Annotated in this window: 23 protein-coding genes; 13 read left to right on the top strand and 10 right to left on the bottom strand. The window is 61.3% G+C overall.

The window, feature by feature from the left end:
• Positions 1 to 109 precede the first annotated feature (109 nt).
• A complete protein-coding gene (locus AC07OP_RS14660; RefSeq protein ID WP_495102802.1) occupies positions 110 to 700 on the bottom strand; it encodes a cysteine hydrolase family protein in 591 nt (196 codons plus the stop codon).
• A 240-nt stretch (positions 701 to 940) separates the two neighbouring features.
• Here AC07OP_RS14660 and prmB point away from each other — a divergent pair, with 240 nt between their 5' ends.
• Positions 941 to 1,849 carry a 50S ribosomal protein L3 N(5)-glutamine methyltransferase gene (gene prmB, locus AC07OP_RS14655; protein WP_065926617.1) on the top strand — a complete coding sequence of 303 codons (909 nt, stop codon included), beginning with the start codon at positions 941 to 943 and terminating at the stop codon, positions 1,847 to 1,849.
• Positions 1,850 to 1,916: 67 nt separating this feature from the next.
• Here prmB and AC07OP_RS14650 read toward each other — a convergent pair whose 3' ends face one another.
• Together AC07OP_RS14650 and AC07OP_RS14645 are read right to left on the bottom strand one after the other, a co-directional pair.
• Positions 1,917 to 2,726: a hypothetical protein gene (locus AC07OP_RS14650; protein WP_065940505.1), complete on the bottom strand. Its 810-nt coding sequence runs from the start codon at positions 2,724 to 2,726 to the stop codon at positions 1,917 to 1,919.
• 99 nt (positions 2,727 to 2,825) lie between these two features.
• On the bottom strand, positions 2,826 to 3,788 hold the full coding sequence (locus tag AC07OP_RS14645) for an alpha/beta hydrolase (protein WP_115486803.1): 963 nt from the start codon (positions 3,786 to 3,788) through the stop codon (positions 2,826 to 2,828).
• A 143-nt stretch (positions 3,789 to 3,931) separates the two neighbouring features.
• Here AC07OP_RS14645 and aroC point away from each other — a divergent pair, with 143 nt between their 5' ends.
• The 4 genes from aroC to AC07OP_RS14625 all read left to right on the top strand — a co-directional run bounded on the left by aroC (position 3,932) and on the right by AC07OP_RS14625 (position 7,201).
• On the top strand, positions 3,932 to 5,023 hold the full coding sequence (gene aroC, locus AC07OP_RS14640) for a chorismate synthase (RefSeq protein ID WP_027603936.1): 1,092 nt from the start codon (positions 3,932 to 3,934) through the stop codon (positions 5,021 to 5,023).
• A 10-nt stretch (positions 5,024 to 5,033) separates the two neighbouring features.
• Positions 5,034 to 6,194: an MFS transporter gene (locus AC07OP_RS14635; protein ID WP_074847386.1), complete on the top strand. Its 1,161-nt coding sequence runs from the start codon at positions 5,034 to 5,036 to the stop codon at positions 6,192 to 6,194.
• The gene (locus tag AC07OP_RS14630) at positions 6,191 to 6,721 is read left to right on the top strand and encodes a 1,2-dihydroxy-3-keto-5-methylthiopentene dioxygenase (RefSeq protein WP_495102801.1); all 531 of its coding nucleotides are present in this window, start codon (positions 6,191 to 6,193) and stop codon (positions 6,719 to 6,721) included. Before AC07OP_RS14635 ends, AC07OP_RS14630 begins: the two co-directional genes overlap by 4 nt.
• 210 nt (positions 6,722 to 6,931) lie before the next feature.
• Positions 6,932 to 7,201 (top strand): response regulator transcription factor, encoded by a 270-nt coding sequence (locus tag AC07OP_RS14625; protein ID WP_092486366.1) that lies wholly within the window; start codon positions 6,932 to 6,934, stop codon positions 7,199 to 7,201.
• 209 nt (positions 7,202 to 7,410) lie between these two features.
• Here AC07OP_RS14625 and AC07OP_RS14620 read toward each other — a convergent pair whose 3' ends face one another.
• Positions 7,411 to 8,163 carry an SDR family oxidoreductase gene (locus AC07OP_RS14620; RefSeq protein WP_115486807.1) on the bottom strand — a complete coding sequence of 251 codons (753 nt, stop codon included), beginning with the start codon at positions 8,161 to 8,163 and terminating at the stop codon, positions 7,411 to 7,413.
• Positions 8,164 to 8,290: 127 nt separating this feature from the next.
• Between AC07OP_RS14620 and AC07OP_RS14615 the strand changes: the two genes are divergently transcribed.
• The gene (locus AC07OP_RS14615) at positions 8,291 to 9,199 is read left to right on the top strand and encodes a LysR family transcriptional regulator (protein WP_495102800.1); all 909 of its coding nucleotides are present in this window, start codon (positions 8,291 to 8,293) and stop codon (positions 9,197 to 9,199) included.
• Positions 9,200 to 9,349: 150 nt separating this feature from the next.
• On the opposite strand, the gene AC07OP_RS14610 is transcribed toward AC07OP_RS14615, so the two are convergent.
• The gene (locus tag AC07OP_RS14610) at positions 9,350 to 9,628 is read right to left on the bottom strand and encodes a DUF3509 domain-containing protein (protein ID WP_027603943.1); all 279 of its coding nucleotides are present in this window, start codon (positions 9,626 to 9,628) and stop codon (positions 9,350 to 9,352) included.
• Between the two features lie 395 nt (positions 9,629 to 10,023).
• On the opposite strand from AC07OP_RS14610, the gene AC07OP_RS14605 reads away from it, so the two are divergent.
• The 5 genes from AC07OP_RS14605 to AC07OP_RS14585 all read left to right on the top strand — a co-directional run bounded on the left by AC07OP_RS14605 (position 10,024) and on the right by AC07OP_RS14585 (position 15,684).
• Positions 10,024 to 11,850, top strand: coding sequence for a long-chain-acyl-CoA synthetase (locus AC07OP_RS14605; RefSeq protein ID WP_495102799.1), 1,827 nt, complete (start codon positions 10,024 to 10,026; stop codon positions 11,848 to 11,850).
• 96 nt (positions 11,851 to 11,946) lie between these two features.
• Positions 11,947 to 12,462, top strand: coding sequence for an ankyrin repeat domain-containing protein (locus AC07OP_RS14600; protein WP_495102798.1), 516 nt, complete (start codon positions 11,947 to 11,949; stop codon positions 12,460 to 12,462).
• Between the two features lie 41 nt (positions 12,463 to 12,503).
• Entirely contained in the window at positions 12,504 to 13,034 is a 531-nt protein-coding gene (locus tag AC07OP_RS14595; protein WP_495102797.1) for a hypothetical protein, read from the top strand.
• Between the two features lie 67 nt (positions 13,035 to 13,101).
• Positions 13,102 to 13,293, top strand: coding sequence for a PLDc N-terminal domain-containing protein (locus tag AC07OP_RS14590; protein WP_003172956.1), 192 nt, complete (start codon positions 13,102 to 13,104; stop codon positions 13,291 to 13,293).
• A gap of 303 nt (positions 13,294 to 13,596) precedes the next feature.
• Positions 13,597 to 15,684 (top strand): LTA synthase family protein, encoded by a 2,088-nt coding sequence (locus tag AC07OP_RS14585; protein ID WP_098478982.1) that lies wholly within the window; start codon positions 13,597 to 13,599, stop codon positions 15,682 to 15,684.
• Positions 15,685 to 15,753: 69 nt separating this feature from the next.
• Here AC07OP_RS14585 and AC07OP_RS14580 read toward each other — a convergent pair whose 3' ends face one another.
• Entirely contained in the window at positions 15,754 to 15,906 is a 153-nt protein-coding gene (locus tag AC07OP_RS14580) for a DUF3309 family protein (protein WP_015885095.1), read from the bottom strand.
• A gap of 329 nt (positions 15,907 to 16,235) precedes the next feature.
• Here AC07OP_RS14580 and AC07OP_RS14575 point away from each other — a divergent pair, with 329 nt between their 5' ends.
• The gene (locus AC07OP_RS14575; protein WP_065940493.1) at positions 16,236 to 17,051 is read left to right on the top strand and encodes an SDR family oxidoreductase; all 816 of its coding nucleotides are present in this window, start codon (positions 16,236 to 16,238) and stop codon (positions 17,049 to 17,051) included.
• A gap of 127 nt (positions 17,052 to 17,178) precedes the next feature.
• The gene (csrA, locus tag AC07OP_RS14570; protein ID WP_495102796.1) at positions 17,179 to 17,376 is read left to right on the top strand and encodes a carbon storage regulator CsrA; all 198 of its coding nucleotides are present in this window, start codon (positions 17,179 to 17,181) and stop codon (positions 17,374 to 17,376) included.
• Position 17,377: 1 nt separating this feature from the next.
• On the opposite strand, the gene AC07OP_RS14565 is transcribed toward csrA, so the two are convergent.
• The 4 genes from AC07OP_RS14565 to AC07OP_RS14550 all read right to left on the bottom strand — a co-directional run bounded on the left by AC07OP_RS14565 (position 17,378) and on the right by AC07OP_RS14550 (position 22,465).
• On the bottom strand, positions 17,378 to 17,605 hold the full coding sequence (locus AC07OP_RS14565) for a YheU family protein (RefSeq protein ID WP_003236706.1): 228 nt from the start codon (positions 17,603 to 17,605) through the stop codon (positions 17,378 to 17,380).
• Positions 17,606 to 17,664: 59 nt separating this feature from the next.
• Complete coding sequence (locus tag AC07OP_RS14560) at positions 17,665 to 18,849, bottom strand: osmoprotectant NAGGN system M42 family peptidase (protein WP_065926627.1); 1,185 nt, start codon at positions 18,847 to 18,849, stop codon at positions 17,665 to 17,667.
• 103 nt (positions 18,850 to 18,952) lie between these two features.
• Positions 18,953 to 20,689 (bottom strand): N-acetylglutaminylglutamine synthetase, encoded by a 1,737-nt coding sequence (ngg, locus tag AC07OP_RS14555; RefSeq protein WP_330215021.1) that lies wholly within the window; start codon positions 20,687 to 20,689, stop codon positions 18,953 to 18,955.
• Positions 20,690 to 20,692: 3 nt separating this feature from the next.
• Positions 20,693 to 22,465: an N-acetylglutaminylglutamine amidotransferase gene (locus AC07OP_RS14550; protein WP_495102795.1), complete on the bottom strand. Its 1,773-nt coding sequence runs from the start codon at positions 22,463 to 22,465 to the stop codon at positions 20,693 to 20,695.
• Positions 22,466 to 22,528: the final 63 nt, after the last annotated feature.

Below are 22,528 nucleotides of genomic sequence, written 5' to 3'. Positions count from 1 at the left end.
ACCGGAAGATACACAGGTTGTTCCTGTACCCGAGGTAAATGCGCCAAATGAGAGGGCTTTGCGGATGAGCGGGACCTGCAACAGGCCGCGCCGCTCACCCGAAGGGCGATCAGATCAGGTCTTTAGTCAGTGCAAGAGTGGCAAAGTTGTCAGCCATGATGGCCATCTCGGTCTGCTGCACATGCTCGGCGCTCAGGATGCCACCTTTGTAAGGCAGGTCGCGGGTGGCACAGGCGTCTTCCACCAGGGTGCAGCGAAACCCCAGGTTTTTCGCGGCACGCACGGTGGTGCTGACGCTGGAGTGGCTCATGAAGCCGCAGACGATCAGGTCCAGGGAACCGAGGTCCTGCAGGTGTTTTTCCAGGCCGGTGCCGTGGAAGGCACTGGGCAGCAGCTTGCCGATGATGGTTTCGTCACCTTCAGGTACGAGGCCGGGGATGAACTCACCGCGCTCGCCCTGGGGGTCAAACAGGCCGCCCACGGTACCCAGGTGGCGCACGTGCACGATCGGGCGCCCGGCGTTGCGCGCGGCGGCGACCAGTTGCTTGATATTGCCGACCGCCGCGTCCATACCGGAGAGGGCGAGCGGGCCACTGAGGTATTCCTTTTGAGCGTCGATGATCACGAGGGTCGCATGGGCAAGGTTGGCAGCTGCGTAACCACGACCGCTGAGTTGAAACATCGTCTTTGGAACGGACATTCTGGGGCTCCTGTGAGGGGGGCTTTTGCGTCATTGTCCACTGGCTGAGCGGTTCTGTGAATCGCTACTATCGTAAGGTACGCCGTTGCTGGCGTGCAGCCATGTCAAGTGGCGGCGATGTTTAACCGAATGATGGCGATTTGGATGAAATCCGACGTACGGCAACAGCTTTTCGTACATCGTCGGTACAGGCGAAGACTGTTAGAATCGCCAGTCGTTTTTTCCAGGAGTCTGCCCCCCGTGATCACATCCCGCCTGCGCACCTTGCGCGACCACATCCGTTGGGCCGTCAGCCGTTTCCATGGGGAAGACCTGTTTTTTGGCCATGGCACCGACAATGCCTGGGACGAAGCCCGGCAGTTGGTGCTCGGCGCCTTGCACCTGCCATGGGAAATTGCCGACAGCTACCTCGATTGCAACTTGGAAGAAGAGGAAATCTCTCACGTACAGCGTTTGTTGCATCGCCGTATCCATGAGCGGGTGCCCACGGCCTACCTGTTGAAAGAGGCGTGGTTCTGCGGCATGTCGTTTATCGTTGACGAGCGCGTGCTGATCCCGCGTTCGCCCATCGGCGAGTTGATCGAAAACCGCTTCGAGCCTTGGCTGGCCCAACCGCCGGCGCGCATCCTCGACCTGTGCACCGGCTCCGGTTGCATCGGCATTGCCTGCGCCTACGAGTTCCAGGACGCCGAAGTGGTACTCGGCGACCTGTCCTTCGAAGCCCTGGAAGTGGCCAACCAGAATATCGAGCGCCATGGTGTCGACGAGCGTGTGTACACCGTGCAGGGCGACGGTTTCGACGGCCTGCCTGGCCAGCGCTTTGACCTGATCGTGTCGAACCCGCCGTATGTGGATGCCGAAGACTTTGCCGACATGCCGGACGAATACCAGCACGAGCCGGAGCTGGGCCTGGCCTGCGGCGACGATGGCTTGAACCTGGTGCGGCGCATGCTGGCCGAGGCGGCGGACCACCTGACCGAGAAGGGTTTGCTGATTGTCGAGGTGGGCAACAGCCAGGTGCATGTTGACGCGCTGTACCCGGAAGTGGACTTCGCCTGGCTGGATTTCCAGCGGGGTGGGCATGGGGTCTTCATGCTCACGGCTGAACAGTGCCGGGAACACCAGGCAATCTTCGCCGCTCGGGTTTAACCAACCTTGCAGTAGAAGATGTGGGAGGGGCTTGCCCCCTCCCACCTTTCGATGGCTTTCCAGCCGGCTAGCGGTGCGTGGCAATCCAGATCAACAGCCCCGCCTGAAACACGGTGAATGCCACCAGGCAGGTGATGGTAAACCGCAACCCGCTGTCCTCACGCTTGAACTTGGTGACCTTTTCTTCTTCCTTGCGCAGCTTCACTTCCTGCTCCAGCAGGTTGTGCTCGGCCTGTTGCAGCATCTGCGCGGCTTCAAGGATCTCCACGAACTGCACCTTCTCGGTGTTCCAACTGTCCAGTACGTCGCTGACCTTGCCCGGCTGCACGTTGCCTTTGAGGTGCTGCACATCGGCGTAGGCCACATCGAAACCCTGGACGCGCAGGAAGTGATCGCGGCGCAGGCGTGTGGCTTCGTTGAGTGCGTCCTTGTTGGCCAAGTCCACGCCGTCGACGCGGTAGTGCGACCATTTCTTCTTCGCCCACGCGGCGCCCTGGGCCACCAGGAAGCGACCGATGCCGCGGTTGGCCGGTTCGATTTCCAGACTGTTGCCCGGGCCGAAGTGCACGCGGTGTTTATCGTGATCCACCCAGATATCCAGATGGTTCTGCTCACGGCGCACCCGCTGCCCCGGCAATTGGATCACCATGCGCAACAGGCTGTGGTGTTTGTCATGGCGCTCGGCATAACCGAACTGTACGAACCGCAGCGGCCGCAGGCCGGTGGCGCGGTCGGTGGCCAGCGGGGCCAGGCGCAGCATCTTGAAATGCTCGGCCTGAACATCCGCCCACGGCAGGGGAGCCGCCGTGTCGATGGCCTCGGTTTTTTCAGCCGGGGTGTCGGCGGTCGGTTCCGGTGTTGCTTCAGTGGTTGTCATGCGGTGCGATCCTGTCCAAGCCCTGCCAGTCGACAGTCTTTTTGCTGTCGACTCTGGGCTTATCGGCCGCTTTTTGCAGGACTGGAGGCAAATTGTCGGTTAACGGGGTTGAAGTCCGTCGATAAAGCGCACCAAACGGTTGCCCAGCTCGGCGGCGAGGGGTAATTGCGGGTCATTGTAGGAGGCCAATTGTTGCTTTACGTCGTTGGGCACGATGCGCATCACGTGGTTCATGCCTTCGATCACCGTCAGTTCGGCATCGGGCTTGGCCCTTTTGAGTTGCTGGGCGTCGCCGACACCGACCTGAATATCGTTGGTGCCCTGGATGATCAACGCCGGCATGCGCAGTTTCGCAAAGGCCGCCGAAGGGTCGGCGCGAAACAGGCTGATCAGATATGGCTGTACGCTGGGTCGGAAAATGCCCTGCAACGGGCCAGGCACATCGGCGTCCACCTGACCGGCCTTGAGGTGATCAAGGATTTCATTGCTGCGCAGCAGCAGGGCAGGGGGCAGGTGATCGGCCAGTTGCTGGCGGATCACCTGGTCGACCGGGCGGGCGCTGCCGGACAGGGAAATGACTCCAGCCGGGTCGAGTTGGGGGGCGGCGAGGGCGGCAACCAGCGCGCCTTCGCTGTGGCCCAGCACAATCAGCGGGCCCATGCGTGTGTCGGCCTTGAGCAATTTACCCCAGGCCACCGCGTCGGCCACGTAGGCATCGAGGGTCAGGTTGCGTTCGTCGGGCGTGGCGGCGAGGCTGGCGGCCACACCGCGCTTGTCGTAGCGCACGCTGGCGATGTTATGCCGGGCCAGCACCCAGGCCAGGCGCTTGAGGCTGTCATTGCGTGCGCCGTCGGCGCTGTTGCCGTTGCGGTCGGTGGGGCCGGAGCCGGCGATGATCAACACCACCGGCACCGGTTTGTCGGACTGCGGCAGCAGCAGCGAGCCAAACAGTTCGCCGCTGCCGGTGTCCAGGCTGATCGGGCGTTGCAGTACGACAGGGGAGGCGGCGTGGGCCACGGCGGTAAACAGGGTCAGGGTAAACAGAAGAACTCGCAGCATCATCGCGCCATCATGAGGAAGGTGCCGGTTGGACCAAGGTCTACCGGTAAGGTTTCGAGGATGAACTAGTCGGTTAGCCTGCGTATACTGGCCGCCTTAAGTTATTACGGTTGACTTGATTCAACTGATTTCACGGAGCGCCCTGCATGTCCGGCAATACCTTCGGCAAGCTGTTCACTGTCACCACCGCGGGCGAAAGCCATGGCCCGGCGTTGGTCGCCATTGTCGACGGCTGCCCGCCCGGCCTCGAGCTGTCCCTGGAAGACCTGCAGCGTGACCTCGACCGTCGCAAGCCCGGCACCAGCCGCCACACCACCCAGCGCCAGGAACCCGACGAAGTCGAGATCCTCTCCGGGGTGTTCGAAGGCCGCACCACTGGGTGCGCCATCGGCCTGCTGATTCGCAACACCGACCAGAAGTCCAAGGACTACTCGGCGATCAAGGATCTGTTCCGCCCGGCCCACGCCGACTACACCTACCACCATAAATACGGCGAACGCGACTACCGTGGCGGCGGCCGCAGCTCGGCGCGCGAAACCGCGATGCGGGTGGCAGCCGGCGCCATCGCCAAGAAATACCTGGCGACCCAGGGCATCGTCATCCGTGGCTACATGAGCCAGTTGGGCCCGATTGAAATCCCGTTCAAGACCTGGGACAGCGTGGAAGACAACGCCTTTTTCTGCCCTGACCCGGACAAAGTGCCGGAACTGGAAGCCTACATGGACCAGCTGCGCCGCGACCAGGATTCGGTCGGCGCCAAGATCACCGTGGTCGCCGAAGGCGTCAAGCCGGGCCTGGGCGAGCCGATTTTCGACCGCCTCGACGCCGAGCTGGCCCATGCGCTGATGAGCATCAATGCGGTGAAAGGCGTGGAGATTGGCGCTGGTTTCGCCTGCGTGTCCCAGCGTGGCACCGAGCACCGCGATGAACTGACGCCGGAAGGTTTCCTCAGCAACAACGCGGGCGGCATCCTCGGCGGTATTTCCTCCGGCCAGCCGATTGTTGCGCACCTGGCACTCAAGGCCACCTCGAGCATCACCACCCCGGGCCGTTCGATCGATGTGCACGGCAACCCGGTGGACGTGATCACCAAGGGCCGTCACGACCCGTGCGTGGGCATCCGGGCCACGCCGATTGCCGAAGCGATGATGGCCATCGTGTTGATGGACCACCTGCTGCGCAATCGCGGGCAAAACGCCGATGTGCGCGTGAGTACCCCGGTGCTGGGCCAGCTGTGACGGCGCGGCGGTGACAGCCCTTCCATACTGGCGTCTCTCCAGCTTCTACCTGTTCTACTTCGCCCTGCTCGGGGCGACGGCGCCGTTCCTGGCGCTGTACTTCGACCATCTGGGGTTCTCCAGCGCGCGCATCGGCGAGCTGGTGGCCATCCCCATGCTGATGCGCTGCGTGGCGCCCAACCTGTGGGGCTGGCTGGGCGACTACAGCGGCCGACGCCTGGCCATCGTGCGCTTCGGCGCGGTGTGCACCCTGCTGAGTTTTTCCCTGATCTTCGTCAGCCACACCTACGCCTGGCTGGCCCTGGTGATGGCCCTGCATGCGTTCTTCTGGCACGCGGTGCTGCCGCAGTTTGAAGTGATCACCCTGGCCCACCTGCAAAAACAGACCGCGCGCTATAGTCAGGTGCGCCTGTGGGGCTCCATCGGTTTTATCCTCACCGTGGTGATCATGGGCCGCCTGTTCGACTGGCTGAGCCTGGACATCTACCCGGTGGTGGTCGTGGTGATCATGGCCGGCATCATCGGTGCCAGCCTGTGGGTACCGAATGCGCAGCCCGCCAGCCACGGCAATCGCCTGGCCGCTGATGGTTTCCTCAAACAGCTGCGCAGCCCCGGCGTACTGGCGTTTTACGCCTGCGTGGCGCTGATGCAAATGAGCCATGGCCCGTATTACACCTTCCTGACCCTGCACCTGGAACACCTCGGCTACAGCCGTGGCATGATCGGCATGCTGTGGGCCCTGGGGGTGGTGGCGGAAGTGCTGATGTTCCTGGGCATGAGCCGCATCCTCACGCGTTTTTCGGTACGCCGGGTGCTGCTGGCCAGTTTCCTGCTGGCGGCCCTGCGCTGGCTGCTGCTGGGCTCGTTTGCCGAACTGCTGTGGGTACTGTTGCTGGCGCAGGTCATGCACGCTGCCACGTTCGGCAGTTTTCACGCGGCGGCGATTGCCTTTGTGCAGCGCAGTTTTGGCGATAAGCAACAAGGCCAGGGCCAGGCGCTGTACGCCGCCCTGGCCGGCACCGGCGGTGCGCTGGGTGCGCTGTATTCCGGCTACAGCTGGAACCTGCTGGGGCCGACCTTCACCTTTAGTATTGCCAGCGTCGCCGCCCTGGCCGCCGCCGCTATCATCGGTTTTCGATTGCAAGAGCAGAACCAAGGAACCCTTCAATGAGTTATGTCGCCGTCTACCCCGTCGCTTCACCGGATACCCCGAGCAAGGTCCTGACCCATGTCGACGACATCGCCGCTACCCTGGCCGAGCACGGTGTGCGGTTCGAGCGCTGGCAGCCTGCCCTGATCGAGAGGGGCGCCAGCGACGCTGACATGATTGCCGCCTATCAGCCGCAGATCGATGCCCTCGGCTACGGTGCGGTGGCGGTGCTCAGTGTCACCAGCGACCACCCACAGAAAGCCGAATGGCGTGCCCGGTTCCTGGATGAACGCCGCTACAGCGAAGACGAAGTGCGTTTTTTCATCGCCGGCCAGGGCTTGTTCAACCTGCATGTGGGCGACTACGTGTATGCCGTGCGTTGTGAGAAAAACGACCTGCTGGTGGTGCCCGCCGGTATGCCGCATTGGTTTGATATGGGGGAGAACCCCCACTGTATAACGCTGCGGCTCTTCAATCAGGCGCAAAACCCGGTGCCGGAGTTGACGGGCGACGATATCGCCCGACGTTTTCCCGGGCTGGATGACTGATTACGACGTATCGAAAACTTCAACCCCCGCATGTTGGAAGTTGTTGTGGGAATAAACTCTTATTCTTGTAAGGCCCGGCTGTTTATCGCAGGGCCTGCGCCTTAGTGCCATTGGTTATGTAACTCTTTGCGGCATCAACGTTTATATCACCTGTCAATAGGAGGAATCCGAAGGTGATAGGGCGATAGCCAGCAAAAAGGAGTGAAACCAATGATAGGCCCAAGGGAATTGTCTCCAGCGCCACATTCGGTGCCCAACGCCGCCAGGAGGCGTTTGAGTTTGTCCGGAAAACCGCTGACCCCTACGGAACTGGAAATCCTGCGTTGGGCCTCCGAAGGCAAGACCGTCTGGGAGATCAGCCAGATTCGCGCCACGTCCGAAGCCACGGTGAAATTCCACCTACGCAATATCTACGGCAAATTTGGCGTGACCAACCGAGTGCAGGCGATGAATGAGGCGGCACGCCAAGGTTTATGCTGACCCCAGCGAGCCTTGGTGAGGGGCTTTCGGCCATCGAAGCCATCGGTTTGAAGCGTCATCGTCCAGCCATAACGAAACCGTGCCTACGTACCGCTGTGTGCGCAGTCTGGATTGGACTGGTTCGTCGCTAAGTGCTGGGGGCGGGCGTTCAGCGCCTGATTAACTCAGCCCGGACGATGTGGCATTCGCGCAATTCTTGAGCTGCGCGCTTAGCCATTCAGCAGGCGGCCGCCGTCAAGGACGATTTCGGAGCCGAGCGTCCAGCGCGACTCGTCGGATGCCAGATACAGCACGGCCTTGGCCACCTCGTCGGAGGTGCCGAAGCGCCCAAGCGGAATGGTTGCCGCGATCTCTTTGTTAAGCTGCGCGCGATAAGCTTCTGGAATACCCAGCTTGTCGTAAAGCGGCGTCTCGACGGGGCCAGGGCTCACTGCGTTGACACGGATGCCACGGCCCAGCAATTCGGTCGAGAGCGTCTTCGACATGTTCAGCAATGCGGCCTTCGTTGCGGCATACACGGACGAGCGATCTGCGCCTGCATGGGCGCTTACGGAAGTCGTCAACACGACCGAAGCAGGATTGGCGAAGACCGGCAACAGCGCCTGCATCAGGAAGTACGGCCCTTTGACGTTGATGTCGAAAGAGCGGTCGAACATATCTTCCGTCCATTCCTCAATGGGCTGCCAGACGGATACGCCGGCATTGAGGAAGGCAACGTCGAGTTGGCCGTAGTGTTCCTTGATGACGTGTGCCAGTTCCTTTTGTGCCGCAACGCTGGCCGAGTCGGCGCGCAGCACCGGCACTTCCGGGCCCAATTCGGCCTGGGCCTTTGCAATCGAATCGGGGTTGACCCCCGTTACGATCACGCGAGCACCCTCGGCCAGGAACTGCTTTGCCGTTTCCAGCCCGATGCCACTGGTGCCGCCAGTAATGAGCGTACGTTTACCTTGCAAGCGCGACATTTGAATTCTCCGGTGAATGACGACCACCGCGGTCGACAGGGAGAAATATGCGCTCATGCCCCATGGTATATAAGACTGCTTATTCGCATATAATTCATGCAAAGTGAGCATGAATTGAGGTGGAGAAGTGGACCGATTTCTGTTGATGACATGCTTCGCGCGTGCTGTAGAAACCGGGAGCTTTTCGGCGGCAGGGCGTGATCTAGGGCTGGGGCAACCGAATGTAAGCCGCTATGTAGCGGCTCTGGAGGATCATTTGCAGACGCGCTTGCTCCACCGGTCTACGCGCAAGCTGTCGTTGACACCGGAGGGCGAACGCTACTATGCGGACATCCGTCGCATCCTGGATGCGGTGGATGAGTCCGAATCGTCCTTCAGAAACAACGTCGATCCATCGGGACTCTTGCGCGTAGCCTGTCCGACAGCTCTCGCACACGCGTTTGTGCTGCCGCATGTGCCGGCCTTTCTGGAGCGCTACCCTCAATTGATCTTGGATCTCCAACTCAACGATCGATACGTAGACCTGGTCAATGAAGGCACCGAACTCGCCATTCGCATAGGACAGCTGGAGGACAGCACCTTGCGCGCGCGGCCTCTTGGATGGTACGACCGGGTCTTCGTCGCCAGTAAGGACTACCTGGCTAAACGCGGCGTTCCGCAGACCCCGGAGGATCTACGCGACCACGATTGCATCGTCTACACCTTACTGTCGTCCGGGGCGACCTGGCGATTCCGGGACGCGGAGATTCCGATTACCGGCAGGCTCAGGGTCAACTCACCCGACGCTGTGAGTGCGGCGGTCGTGGCGGGCCTGGGTGTGGCGCATGGACCTGCGTGGCTGTTTGAGGGCGGGCTGAACAGCGGGAGATTACAGTTCATTCTCACCAACCATGGGGCTCCTCCTGTCCCCGTGCAGATGGTTTATGTCGCCAACAGACTGCTCCCCACGCGGGCTATCGTGTTCATGGATTTTATGGCTGAGGTGTTTTCAAAGATTCCCGCCTTGAACGGCGGTATCCCTGTGCCGACGCTTTAGGACGAGGCGATATCGGCAGATGTTGAACTCGCCTATAAACAGCTGTATCGGGCCCAGGCGCAGTTCAGCGAAGTGCCGGGCTGGAATCATCGTCAAACAAAAAAGGCCGCGACGCTCAAGAGCGTCGCGGCCTTGTTATGTCTGCGGTATTTAAGCCGAATGGTAGGTCGGCAGGGCAAAGCGGTTCTGGCTTTGCAACATCGAAATTTGCGGCAGTTCACTGGCTTGTTCGGCCAGGTCGCGACGAATCGCGCTGATCACCCAGGTCAATTGATCGGCGGTGTGCAACTGCTGGTAAGAGATCGAACGCTTGACCTGCTTGCCGTCACTGTTGCGCAGGGTCAACAGAATGCCGCCATCGGGACGAGGCTGGGTGGTGACGTCGTAGTTGGAGAATACTGAAGCGAATTTATCTTGGATCAGGCTCATGTCTATCAGCTCCGTTGGCTCAAGTTGGCAAGCATGGAGTGATAGGTGCAGTGATTGTGCCAGCTTATGATTTAAAAAATATCCTTATAAATCAATAGCTTGAAAATTCATTGGATTTTCGTTTTCGTGCAATTTGCATGAATGGCCATCATGCATCCTGCATTTTGCGTTACTTGATGGCATGGGGTTGGCGCCCCTCTACGGATAAAGACTACCTGCGGGCAGCTAAATTCCTTTTTTTGAGCGCTCACCCGACGGGATACAAAACTTTTCAAATCCTGCGTGTACAGCTGAAGAACCGCTGACGTATTTTCCTGCAATGCATTCGGCCTTCCTCTTACGGAGGTGTCGGTGCTTCGGGATCAGACGAAGAATAAGAAAAAGGACGTTTCTCCATGAGCCACCCGCACAACGACATGATCACCTGGGGCAAGCTGCTGAGTAAGGTGCCGGCCATCGTTCGCGCCCTGCCGCGCGTAGTGCGCGGCATGCGTGCCGCCAATGTCACCGACCCCGCGCAGCCTTGCGGGCTGGGCTGGCACTTTGAGCAAGCCACCCTGCGCAACCCCGACGGCAACGCATTGCTGTACGGCGACCGTGTGCTCAGCTACACCGACGCCAACCAGCGCGCCAACCGTATTGCCCACCACCTGCAAGTCGAGGGCATCGGCAAGGGGGACGTGGTGGCGCTGTTTATCGAAAACCGCCCCGAATTGCTCTTGAACGTGCTGGCCGTGGCCAAGCTGGGTGGCATCTGCGCGATGCTCAATACCGCGCAAACCCAGGCGACGCTGGTGCACAGCCTGACCCTGGTGAGCCCGGCGGCCATTATTGTCGGCGCGGAACTGGTGGCCCCCTATGACGCGGTGCGCGATCAGGTGGCCATCGCGGCTGATCGAACCTGGTTCGTCGCCGATCAGCCATCCAGCCTGGTGCCGCAGGGGTATATCGACCTGTTGGCGGCGAGTGCCGAGTGCCCGGTGGACAACCCGGCCAGCACTGCGCAGATCTTCTTCAACGACCCTTGCTTCTATATCTACACCTCCGGCACCACCGGCCTGCCCAAGGCCGGCATCATGAAACACGGCCGCTGGACCAAAACTGCCGTCAGCTTCGGCAGCATCGCGCTGGACATGGGCCCTGACGACGTCCTGTATTGCACTTTGCCGCTGTACCACGCCACCGGCCTTTGCGTGTGTTGGGGCTCGGCGATTGTCGGGGCGTCGGGCTTCGCCATTCGCCGCAAGTTCAGCGCCAGCCAGTTCTGGGACGATGCGCGCAGATTCAAGGCGACCACCCTCGGCTATGTCGGTGAATTGTGTCGTTACCTGCTCGACCAGCCGCCCGGCGAACACGACCTTGATAACCGCGTGACCAAGATGGTCGGCAATGGCTTGCGCCCCGGCGTGTGGGCGCAGTTCAAGGCACGCTATGGCGTGGAGCATATCTGTGAGCTGTACGCGGCCAGTGACGGCAATATCGGTTTTACCAACGTACTGAACTTCGACAACACCATCGGTTTCTGCCTCCAACACTGGGCGCTGGTGGACTACGCCCATGACGACGGCGAGCCGCTGCGTGGCAGCGACGGTTTTATGCGTAAAGTCCCCACGGGCGGTCAGGGCCTGTTACTGGCCAGGATCGATGAAAAATCGCCCTTCGACGGCTACACCGACCCGGAAAAGAATCGCCGGGTGGTACTCACCGACGTGTTTGAAAAAGGTGACCGCTACTTCAATACCGGCGATTTGTTGCGCAGCATCGGCTTTGGCCATGCGCAATTTGTGGATCGCCTGGGGGATACCTATCGCTGGAAAGGTGAAAACGTGTCCACCACCGAGGTCGAGAACGTCCTGCTGCAACACCCGCAGATCGCCGAAGTAGTGGCCTATGGCGTCGAGATCGAAAACACCAATGGCCGCGCGGGCATGGTCGCCATCACCCCGAGTGAATCCCTGGCCTCGCTGGACATGCGCGAGCTGCTGCAATTCGCCCACGGCCAGTTGCCCCACTATGCGGTGCCGCTCTTCCTGCGGATCAAGGTCAAGATGGAAACCACCGGTACCTTCAAGTACCAGAAGGTCAAGCTCAAGGAAGAAGCCTTTGATCCGGACAAGGCCGGCAATGACCCGGTGTATGCCTGGTTGCCGGGGTCGGACTGCTATGTGCCGGTCACCGGGCAACTGTTGGCGCAGATTCAGGGCGGCCAGTTCCGCTATTGATTCTGTCTATGGCCGCTTTTGCTAAAAAGGGCATGACAGTGGGGAACTCCCTCGCGACACTGGCGGCCTATAAAGCACCAGACAAGGAGCCCCCACATGTCAGACCACGCCAAACAAATGACTGAAGACGAAGCCGCCGAATTTGCCGAGCAGGTCTTCGACGTCGCCCGCAAAGGCGACGCCGCCATGCTCGCCGCGCTCCTGGCCAAAGGCTTGCCGGCCAACTTTCGCAACCACAACGGCGATACCTTGCTGATGCTGTCTGCCTACCACGGCCATGCCGAAGCGGTAAAAGTGCTGCTGGAGTTCAAGGCTGACCCGCTGATCGCCAATGACAAGAACCAGCTGCCCATCGCCGGCGCGGCGTTCAAGGGTCACTTGCCGGTGGTCAAGGCGCTGATTGAAGGGGGGACGCCAATTGAGGCCGCCTCGTCCGACGGGCGTACCGCGCTGATGATGGCCGCCATGTTCAACCGCGTCGAGATGCTCGACTACCTGCTCAGCCGAGGCGCCAACCCCAAGGCCACCGATGCCCAGGGCGCGACTGCGCTGGCGGCGGCGCAGACCATGGGGGCGAAGGACACGGCGGCGCAGCTGGAGAAACTGGTGTAGGCTGTGCGCCCTCAAAAACCAGCCCGCTACAGGATCACCCCATGAAAACCGCCCTCGTCGAACTTATCAGCAAAATCAGCGCCGGGGTCATGGGCGAGGAGGAGGTGGCGCGTATCGCCGAAGAGGCCGCCCAGGCCTATGCCGACCCGGCGGCCTTCTTGGCCGCCAACCCGGATATCAACTACGACGACAGCTTTCCGATCCCGCTGGGGGAGTGGGTGGTGGTCGGCAGCCTGCCGGATACCGTGCTGTTCCAGGCCGACACCTATGGCGACCTGTTTGCGCAGATCGTTGCCTCGTTCGGCCCGGGTGTGGCGTTCAACCTCAAGCCCAAGCAATTGGCCAAGACTGACGGCCTCACCGCCCTGAACCGTATCCAGATCCAGATGAGCGCCCTGAGTCCGGAAGACGGCGGTTATGTGCTGCTCAACTTCAGCCAGTTGCTGGACGACGAGATCCAGGCGGTGCTGGTGTTCGGCAATGACCTGCCGCGCGTGCTGGCGTTGTGTGCCGAAGTCGGCATCCAGGCCGAGCCATCCCTGGAAGCGCTGAAGGTCGCCGTGCACGTCTGAAATAAAACGGAACCCCGGCCAGGGCTGGCTATCCTACAAGGGCATGCCCTCACTTAGGAGCGACACCATGGGTTCCACTTTCAACGGTCTGATCGGGCTGATTATCCTGGCGCTGGATATCTGGGCGATCATCAATGTGTTCAAAAGCGGCGCAAGCACCGGGGCCAAGGTGTTGTGGATCCTGTTGATCCTGCTGCTGCCGGTACTGGGCCTGATCATCTGGGCTATCGCCGGGCCGCGCGGCAACGTGCGGATCTGACCCCCCCCCGCACTCAATTTGGAGTGGGCACAGTAAATGTGGGAGGGAGCAAGCCCCTCCCACATTGGTCTTCAGCGCGCTCCAGAGATTTGTGTATCGAAATATTCGCTGCACACAATTTTCACATCTTATCCAAGACAATCCGCCGGCTCTATCTCCCCGCCAAGGCCCTGCCTCAGGTGCTTTTAAAGGCGGCGCAGCGGTGCTCGTTCAGTAATTAATAGCCTTGATGCCGTTGATCGGGCACCATTCGCGCCACTGCATTACTTCGTCACTTAAACTTCCAATGGGTCCTGAAACGACATGGCAAACCCGGACGCCCTGAGTCAGCAGCGAGCTTCTAATCGCCTGCTGCAACCGACCGTCAAATCCCATCTGGCGTACACGCTGCTCTGCGCACTGGTCATGATGGTGATGTTCTCCCTGCTGCGCCTGGCGCTGCTGGTCTACAACCGCGAGATGATCCTCGACACGCCGGCCTCGACCTTCCTTGAAGCGTTCGCCAACGGCCTGCGTTTTGACATCCGCCTGGTGGTCTACCTGCTGATCCCGCTGCTGCTGGCACTGTTCAGCGTACGGGCCATGGCTGCGCGTGGGTTATTTCGCTTCTGGCTGACCCTTGCGTCCAGCATCGCCCTGTTCCTGGGCTTGATGGAGATGGACTTCTACCGCGAGTTCCACCAGCGCCTCAACGGCCTGGTCTTCCAGTATGTGAAGGAAGACCCGAAAACCGTGATGAGCATGCTCTGGTACGGTTTCCCGGTGGTGCGCTACCTGCTGGCCTGGGCCGTGGGCACGCTGATCCTGAGCATCGCGTTCAAAGGCGCCGACCGCGCGACGCGCCCACGTGGCCCGTTCAGTGGTGGCAGCATCGGCACGCGCCAGGTGGCGCCGTGGTATAGCCGCATCGCGGTGTTCGTCGTGTGCCTGCTGATCGCCGTGGTTGCCGCCCGTGGCACCCTGCGCCAGGGCCCGCCGCTGCGTTGGGGCGATGTGTACACCACCGATTCGAACTTCGCCAACCAGTTGGGCCTCAATGGCACCTTGTCGCTGATCGCGGCGGCCAAGGCCCGGTTCGGTGAGGACCGCTCCAACATCTGGAAGGCGACCCTGGACCAGCCGCTGGCCACCCAGACCGTGCGGGACATGCTGGTGCTGCCACAGGAAAAACTGGTCGATACCGACATCGCCGCCGTGCGCCGCGACTACACGCCACCGGCCGAGAAGACCCTGCCGATCAAGAACGTGGTCGTGATCCTGATGGAAAGCTTCGCCGGTCACTCGGTCGGCGCCTTGGGGCGTCCCGGCAACATCACGCCATCCTTCGACAAACTGTCCAAGGAAGGCCTGCTGTTCGACCGTTTCTTCTCCAACGGCACCCATACCCACCAGGGTATGTTCGCCACCATGGCCTGCTTCCCGAACCTGCCAGGCTTTGAATACCTGATGCAGACCCCGGAAGGCAGCCACAAGCTGTCGGGCCTGCCGCAGTTGCTCAGCGCCCGTGATTTCAACGACGTGTATGTCTATAACGGCGACTTCGCCTGGGACAACCAGTCGGGCTTCTTCAGCAACCAGGGCATGACCAACTTCATCGGCCGCAACGACTTCGTCGACCCGGTGTTCTCCGACCCGACATGGGGCGTGTCCGACCAGGACATGTTCAACCGTGGCCTGGAAGAGTTGAAGGCCCGTGAAGGCGGCAAGCCGTTCTACGCACTCCTGCAAACCCTGTCCAACCACACGCCGTACGCGTTGCCGACGCCATTGCCGGTGGAGAAAGTCACCGACCGTGGCAGCCTCAACGAGCATTTGACGGCCATGCGTTACTCCGACTGGGCCCTGGGACAGTTCTTTGAAAAGGCCCGCAAGGAGCCGTACTTCAAGGAAACCCTGTTCGTGATCGTGGGCGACCATGGCTTCGGCAACGAACAGCAGATCACCGAGATGGACCTGGGTCGCTTCAACGTACCGATGCTGATGATTGCACCGGGCGTGCAGGAGAAGTTCGGCGAGCGTGACCACACCGTGGGCACCCAGATCGACATCGTGCCGACCATCATGGGCCGCCTGGGTGGTGACACCCTGCACCAATGCTGGGGCCGCGACCTGCTGAACCTGCCGGAAGGCGACAAGGGCTTTGGCGTGATCAAGCCATCGGGCAGCGACCAGACCGTGGCCCTGGTCACCGCAGACCGCATTCTGGTACTGCCCAAGGAAATGCCACCGAAGCTGTGGCAATACGAACTGGGCGCCAACCCGAGCGGTAAAGTGATTGCCGAATCGCCGGACGAGGCTGCACTCAAGCAGAAACTCGAAGCGTTCCTGCAAACCGCGACCAAGAGTTTGCTGGATAACACCGCAGGCGTTGTAAACGGTAAGCCGGACTAATTAACCGGCAATAAAAAAGAGGCCTTTTTCAAGGCCTCTTTTTTTTGCTTCGTTATTACCGCGGGGCGGTTATATCCGGCCCAGTAACAACAGGACCAGCAGCACCACCAGCACCACACCGAGGATACCCGACGGGCCATAACCCCAATTACGCGAATGCGGGAATACCGGCAGGCCGCCGACCAGCAGGAGGATCAAGATAATGATCAGAATGAGGCTCATGGTTTTTTTCCTTATTGTCTTTCTGCAAAGACCGGTTGTTTAACGATAGGCCTGCAGAGTTAATTACAGACGCCTTAACTACTCCGACTCTGGTGCTTCGCAGAAAATTCCATGTTTTTTTAAAGCATTTCGGTCAGTCGCTTATTTCTTTTAATTCGCGCTCATCCAGCACTTATTAGTTGAAAAACATTGAACTTAGGCGGACGGCAGGTATCCGACCCGGCCCACGGTTTGCCTGGGGCATTCATCACTCTGATGGTGCGTGGGTGCAGGAAAAACCTTCGCTACACTGCCGATCACTTCTTCTGTGAACCACAAGGCTACTTCCTATGCAAAATCGCATGATGATCACTGGCGCCGGGTCCGGCCTGGGTCGTGAAATCGCTCTGCGCTGGGCCCGCGAGGGTTGGCAGTTGGCCTTGTCGGACGTCAGCGAGCCAGGCTTGCAGGACACCCTGAAGCGCGTGCGTGAAGCCGGTGGCGATGGCTTTATCCAGCGCTGCGACGTGCGCGACTACAGCCAGCTCACGGCGTTTGCCCAGGCCTGCGAAGTGAAGCTGGGCGGCATCGATGTGATCGTCAACAATGCCGGCGTGGCCTCGGGCGGTTTCTTTGCCGAACTGTCCCTGGAGGACTGGGACTGGCAGATCGCAATCAACCTGATGGGCGTGGTCAAGGGCTGCAAGGCGTTCCTGCCGCTGCTGGAAAAGAGCAAGGGCCGCATCATCAACATCGCCTCGATGGCGGCTTTGATGCAGGGGCCGGCCATGAGCAACTACAACGTGGCCAAGGCCGGTGTGGTGGCGCTGTCGGAGAGTTTGCTGGTGGAGCTCAAGCAGCAGGAAGTCGGCGTGCACGTGGTGTGCCCGTCGTTCTTCCAGACCAACCTGTTGGACTCGTTCCGTGGGCCCACACCGGCGATGAAGGCGCAGGTCGGCAAGTTGTTGGAGAGTTCGCCGATCTCGGCGGCGGACATTGCCGACTACATCTACCAGCGTGTGGCGCAGGGCGAATTCATGATCCTGCCCCATGAGCAGGGGCGGATGGCGTGGGCCTTGAAGCAGAAGAACCCGCAGTTGCTCTATGACGAAATGACCACCATGGCCGACAAGATGCGCGCCAAGGCACAGGCTGTTAAGGGCTGATCAGGCAGTAGTCTGTCAGGCAATTTACCTGCATATGTAGGTGTTGCCTGATTTTGCCGCGAGGCATTGCTGCGCCCACACCCAGCGCGCATGGTCGGGGTCCTGTCATTCAATAAGGACAACCGCCATGCTGGTCTTAAGCCGCGCCGTAGGCGAAATCATCGCCATCGGTGATGACATCACCGTGCGCATTCTTGAGCTGAACGGTAATCAGGTGAAATTTGGTGTTGTTGCGCCCGTCGGGGTGCATGTCCATCGCGCCGAGGTCTACCAAAAGATCCTCAAGCGTCAAATCTCCCAATCCCAGCCCACCACCCACCCCTGAGTCAGTCGAACAGATGCTTGGGCACATCGTGCTTGAGCATCAACTGGCATTGCTCGCTGTCCGGGTCGAACACAATCAGCGCCTGGCCCTTGGTCAGCGCCTGGCGCACCCGCAGCACGCGGGTTTCCAGGGGCGTGTCGTCACCATTGTCGGTGCCGTCACGGGTCACGAAGTCTTCGATAAGGCGGGTCAGGGTGTCGACTTCAAGTGCGTCGTAGGGAATCAGCATACAAGCCTCAGATGATGGATCCCGGCGATCCTACTGCGCCGGGACCGCAGTTGCCAGCGTCAGGACTTCTGGCCGACCAGGCTGTCCACCGATGGCACGCGCGTGTCGCTCTCCATCTGCGTTTCGTGCTCGATCTGATGGCTGAACCGGTCCAGTGAGCCCTGGGCCGGTTGTGCGTCACTGGCGAACACCGGCGGGCTGAGGATATACGCGCCCAACAGCCGGCTCAGCGCCGCCAGGCTGTCGATATGGGTGCGCTCATAACCATGGGTCGCATCGCAACCGAACGCCAGCAGCGCGGTGCGGATGTCGTGGCCGGCCGTCACCGCCGAGTGGGCATCGCTGAAGTAATAGCGGAACAGGTCGCGGCGCACGGGCAAGTCGTTATCCGAGGCCAGGCGCAGCAGGTGGCGGGAGAGGTGATAGTCATACGGCCCGCCGGAATCCTGCATGGCCACACTGACCGCGTGCTCGCTGGAGTGCTGGCCGGGGGCGACCGGGGCGATATCGATACCGACAAACTCACTCACATCCCAGGGCAAAGCCGCCGCGGCGCCGCTGCCGGTTTCCTCGGTGATGGTGAACAGCGGGTGGCAGTCGATCAACAACGGTTCGCCGCTGTCGACGATGGCCTTGAGCGCAGCCAACAGCGCGGCGACGCCAGCTTTATCGTCCAGGTGGCGGGCACTGATATGCCCGCTCTCGGTGAACTCGGGCAAGGGGTCGAACGCCACGTAGTCACCGATGCCGATCCCCAGGGAATCGCAATCGGCGCGGGTGGCGCAGTAGGCATCCAGGCGCAATTCCACATGGTCCCAGCTCACCGGCATTTCATCCACGGCGGTGTTGAACGCGTGCCCGGAGGCCATCAACGGCAACACGCTGCCACGGATCACACCGTTGTCGGTAAACAGGCTGACGCGGCTGCCCTCGGCAAAGCGGCTCGACCAGCAGCCGACGGGCGCGAGGGTCAGGCGGCCGTTGTCCTTGATCGCGCGTACGGCGGCGCCGATGGTGTCCAGGTGCGCGGACACCGCACGGTCGGGGCTGTTTTTCTGGCCCTTGAGGGTGGCGCGAATCGTGCCGCGCCGGGTCATTTCAAACGGGATGCCCAGCTCTTCCAGGCGCTCGGCGACGTAGCGCACGATGGTGTCGGTAAACCCGGTGGGGCTGGGAATGGCGAGCATTTCCAGCAGGACTTTTTGCAGGTAGTTGAGATCCGGTTCGGGGATGGTTCGGGTCATAAAGGTTTCCTTTAGTTGCAAGCTTTGAGCTGCAAGCTTCAAGTTAAAAGCGGTATCTGAGGCTTTTCGGCATTGCGCTAGGCTTGCAGCTTGTAACTTGAGGCTATCCACTGTGGGGGAATAGCAGGTCCACAAACTTCTCCGCCGTCGGCTGCGGTTCATGGTTGGCCAGGCCGGCCCGTTCGTTGGCTTCGATAAAGACGTACTCGGGTTGATCGGCCGCAGCCACCATCAGGTCCAGGCCCACCATGGGGATATCCAGGGCGCGGGCGGCGCGCACGGCGGCGTCCACCAGGGTCGGATGGAGGATCGCGGTGACGTCCTCCAGGCAGCCGCCGGTGTGCAGGTTGGCGGTGCGGCGCACGGCCAGGGTCTGGCCACGGGGCAGGATGCTGCTGTAGTCGTAGCCGGCGGCGTGCAGGGTGCGTTCGGTTTCTGCATCCACGGGGATTTTGCTTTCGCCGTCGGTGGCCGCCTGCCGGCGTCGGCTCTGGGCCTCGATCAGCGCACCAATGGAATGCTGGCCGTCACCGGTCACTTCGGCAGGGCGGCGAATCGCAGCGGCGACCACCTCGAAGCCGATCACCAAAATGCGCAGGTCCAGGCCTTGGTGGAAGCTCTCCAGCAACACGCGGCTGTCGAATTGGCGCGCGGCTTCGATTGCCTGCTGCACCTCTTCAATACTCTGCAGATCCACCGCCACGCCCTGGCCTTGCTCGCCATCCAGGGGCTTGACCACGACGCGCTGGTGTTCGTCGAGGAACTCCAGGTTGTCATCGGCGCTGCCTGCCAGTTGTTGCGCAGGCAGTTTCAAGCCCGCCGCTTTCAACACCTTGTGGGTGAGGCTCTTGTCCTGGCACAGGGTCATGCTGATCGCGCTGGTCAGGTCGCTCAGCGACTCGCGGCAGCGCACGCGGCGGCCACCATGGCTGAGGGTGAACAAACCGGCATCGGCGTCATCCACCTGCACATCGATGCCGCGTCGATGGGCCTCTTCGACAATGATCCGCGCATACGGGTTGAACCCCGCCTGGGGGCCGGGGCCGAGGAACAGCGGTTGGTTGATACCGTTCTTGCGCTTGATCGCAAAGGTGGTCAGGGCACGGAAGCCGAGCTTGGCGTAGAGGTTCTTGGCCTGGCGGTTATCGTGCAGCACCGACAGGTCCAGATAGCTCAGGCCACGGCTCATAAAGTGCTCCACCAGGTGGCGCACCAACACTTCGCCCACGCCGGGGCGTGTGCACAGCGGGTCGACCGCCAGGCACCACAGGCTGCAGCCGTTTTCCGGGTCGTGGAAAGCTTTCTGGTGATTGAGGCCCATCACGCTGCCGATCACCGCGCCACTGTCTTCGTCCTCGGCCAGCCAATACACCGGGCCGCCTTCGTGGCGCGGTGTCAGGCGTTCGGCGTCGACCGGCAACATCCCGCGGCCTTGATACAACTGGTTGACCGCCAGCCAATCGGCCTCGCTCTGCACCCGGCGAATGCGGAAACCGCGAAACACGCGGGTGGACGGGCGATAGTCGCTGAACCACAGGCGCAGGGTGTCGGATGGGTCGAGGAACAACTGCTGCGGATCAATCCCGAGGATCTGCTGGGGCGCAGCCACATACAGCGCGATATCGCGCTCGCCAGGCTGTTCGTTGAGCAGTTCCTGGGCCAGGCTGGCCGGGTCCGGGAAGGTATGGCCGATCAACAACCGGCCCCAGCCGCAATGCACGGCGATCGGCTCGGCGGCCAGCGGGCTGCCATCTTCGGCCAGACGCGCTTGCAGGCGCTCGTAGGTCGGCGCCTGGCCCTTCAACAAGCGTTGGCTGTAAGCCGCTGCATGGGGTTTCATCAATCAGATTCCTTGTTCGCTGAGCCACAGGTTCAGCGCGGCCAGTTGCCACAGCTTCGAGCCGCGCAACGGGGTCAATTGACCCTGCGGGTCAGTGAGCAGGCGGTCGAGCATGGCCGGGTTGAACAGGCCGCGATTCTGGCTTGGGTCCAGCAGCAGCTCGCGCACCCAATTCAGGGTGTCGCCCTGCAAATGCTTGAGGCCCGGCACCGGGAAGTAGCCTTTCTTGCGGTCGATGACTTCGCTCGGGATGACCCGGCGCGCGGCCTCTTTCAACACTTGCTTGCCACCGTCGGGCAATTTGAATTTACCCGGTACACGGGCCGACAGTTCCACCAGGCGGTAGTCGAGGAAGGGCGTGCGCGCTTCCAGGCCCCAGGCCATGGTCATGTTGTCGACGCGTTTGACCGGGTCATCCACCAGCATCACCGTGCTGTCCAGGCGCAGGGCCTTGTCCACGGCGGCGTCCGCGCCGGGCATCGCAAAATGCTCGCGTACGAAGTCGCCGGCGGCGTCGTTGGCGGTCAGCCATTTCGGCGCGACGGTGGCGGCGTAGTCATCGTAGCTGCGGTCGAAGAACGCCTCGCGGTAGGCGGCATACGGGTCGCTGGCGCCATCTACCTGCGGGTACCAGTGGTAACCGGCGAACAACTCATCGGCGCCCTGGCCGCTCTGCACCACCTTGCAATGCTTGGCCACTTCCCGCGACAGCAGGTAGAAGGCGATGCAGTCATGGCTGACCATCGGTTCGCTCATGGCGCGGAACGCCGCCGGCAGTTGTTCGATGATCTCGCGTTCGGCAATGCGCAGTTGGTGGTGACGGGTGCCGTAATGCTTGGCGATCAGGTCCGAATACTGGAACTCGTCGCCACGCTCGCCACCGGCGTCTTCAAAGCCGATGGAGAAGGTCGACAGGTCCTGTACGCCGACTTCACGCAGCAGGCCGACGAGCATGCTCGAGTCGACGCCGCCGGAGAGCAGTACGCCGACATCCACCGCGGCCCGTTGACGAATGGCCACCGCTTCGCGGGTGCTGTCCAACACGCGATCGGTCCAGTCTTCCAGGCTCAGATTTTTTTCATCTTCATGGGGGCCGTAGGGCAGGGTCCACCAGGTTTTCTGCTCGGTGTTGCCTTCGGCATCGATGCGCATCCAGGAGGCCGGCGGCAGTTTTTCAATGCCCGCCAGCAGGGTGCGCGGAGCGGGCACGACGGCATGGAAATTCAAGTAATGATTGAGCGCCACCGGATCGAGGATCGGGTTGATATCACCGCCCTTGAGCAGCGCTGGCAAGGCCGAGGCAAAGCGCAGGCGCTGACCGGTGCGCGACAGGTACAACGGCTTGACGCCGAGGCGGTCACGGGCGATGAACAGGCGCTGGGCATCGCGCTCCCAGACGGCAAAGGCAAACATGCCGTTGAGTTTGGGCAGCAGCGCTTCGCCCCAGGCGTGGTAGCCCTTGAGCAGCACTTCGGTGTCGCCGCCGGAATAGAAGGCGTAGCCGAGGGCTTCAAGCTCCTGGCGCAATTCCGGAAAGTTATAGATCGCGCCGTTGAACGCCAGGGACAGGCCCAGCTGGGCGTCGACCATCGGCTGGGCGGAGCCGTCCGACAGGTCCATGATTTTCAGGCGTCGATGGCCCAGGGCAATCGGCCCTTGGGCATGGAAACCCCACGCGTCAGGGCCGCGTGGTGCCAAGTGATGGGTAATTCGCTCCACCGCTGCGAGGTCCGCAGGTTGGTGATCGAAACGTAACTCGCCAGCTAATCCGCACATAGGTTCCTTACCGGTTTTTCCGTTGGGGAGGGATAGAAAGACCCGCACCAAAAGGGCGGGTAC

It is taken from the genome of Pseudomonas sp. GW821-FHT09D08, from assembly GCF_059416305.1.
This window is presented reverse-complemented; position numbering and strand designations above follow the sequence as displayed.

Excerpts from the sequence above, each read along its gene's own strand:
- AC07OP_RS14660 (WP_495102802.1), bottom strand. The coding sequence starts at position 700 with ATGTCCGTTCCAAAGACGATGTTTCAACTCAGCGGTCGTGGTTACGCA.
- AC07OP_RS14650 (WP_065940505.1), bottom strand. The coding sequence starts at position 2,726 with ATGACAACCACTGAAGCAACACCGGAACCGACCGCCGACACCCCGGCT.
- AC07OP_RS14645 (WP_115486803.1), bottom strand. The coding sequence starts at position 3,788 with ATGATGCTGCGAGTTCTTCTGTTTACCCTGACCCTGTTTACCGCCGTG.
- aroC (WP_027603936.1), top strand. The coding sequence starts at position 3,932 with ATGTCCGGCAATACCTTCGGCAAGCTGTTCACTGTCACCACCGCGGGC.
- AC07OP_RS14630 (WP_495102801.1), top strand. The coding sequence starts at position 6,191 with ATGAGTTATGTCGCCGTCTACCCCGTCGCTTCACCGGATACCCCGAGC.
- AC07OP_RS14625 (WP_092486366.1), top strand. The coding sequence starts at position 6,932 with ATGATAGGCCCAAGGGAATTGTCTCCAGCGCCACATTCGGTGCCCAAC.
- AC07OP_RS14620 (WP_115486807.1), bottom strand. The coding sequence starts at position 8,163 with ATGTCGCGCTTGCAAGGTAAACGTACGCTCATTACTGGCGGCACCAGT.
- AC07OP_RS14610 (WP_027603943.1), bottom strand. The coding sequence starts at position 9,628 with ATGAGCCTGATCCAAGATAAATTCGCTTCAGTATTCTCCAACTACGAC.
- AC07OP_RS14605 (WP_495102799.1), top strand. The coding sequence starts at position 10,024 with ATGAGCCACCCGCACAACGACATGATCACCTGGGGCAAGCTGCTGAGT.
- AC07OP_RS14600 (WP_495102798.1), top strand. The coding sequence starts at position 11,947 with ATGTCAGACCACGCCAAACAAATGACTGAAGACGAAGCCGCCGAATTT.
- AC07OP_RS14595 (WP_495102797.1), top strand. The coding sequence starts at position 12,504 with ATGAAAACCGCCCTCGTCGAACTTATCAGCAAAATCAGCGCCGGGGTC.
- AC07OP_RS14590 (WP_003172956.1), top strand. The coding sequence starts at position 13,102 with ATGGGTTCCACTTTCAACGGTCTGATCGGGCTGATTATCCTGGCGCTG.
- AC07OP_RS14585 (WP_098478982.1), top strand. The coding sequence starts at position 13,597 with ATGGCAAACCCGGACGCCCTGAGTCAGCAGCGAGCTTCTAATCGCCTG.
- AC07OP_RS14580 (WP_015885095.1), bottom strand. The coding sequence starts at position 15,906 with ATGAGCCTCATTCTGATCATTATCTTGATCCTCCTGCTGGTCGGCGGC.
- AC07OP_RS14575 (WP_065940493.1), top strand. The coding sequence starts at position 16,236 with ATGCAAAATCGCATGATGATCACTGGCGCCGGGTCCGGCCTGGGTCGT.
- csrA (WP_495102796.1), top strand. The coding sequence starts at position 17,179 with ATGCTGGTCTTAAGCCGCGCCGTAGGCGAAATCATCGCCATCGGTGAT.
- AC07OP_RS14565 (WP_003236706.1), bottom strand. The coding sequence starts at position 17,605 with ATGCTGATTCCCTACGACGCACTTGAAGTCGACACCCTGACCCGCCTT.
- AC07OP_RS14560 (WP_065926627.1), bottom strand. The coding sequence starts at position 18,849 with ATGACCCGAACCATCCCCGAACCGGATCTCAACTACCTGCAAAAAGTC.
- ngg (WP_330215021.1), bottom strand. The coding sequence starts at position 20,689 with ATGAAACCCCATGCAGCGGCTTACAGCCAACGCTTGTTGAAGGGCCAG.
- AC07OP_RS14550 (WP_495102795.1), bottom strand. The coding sequence starts at position 22,465 with ATGTGCGGATTAGCTGGCGAGTTACGTTTCGATCACCAACCTGCGGAC.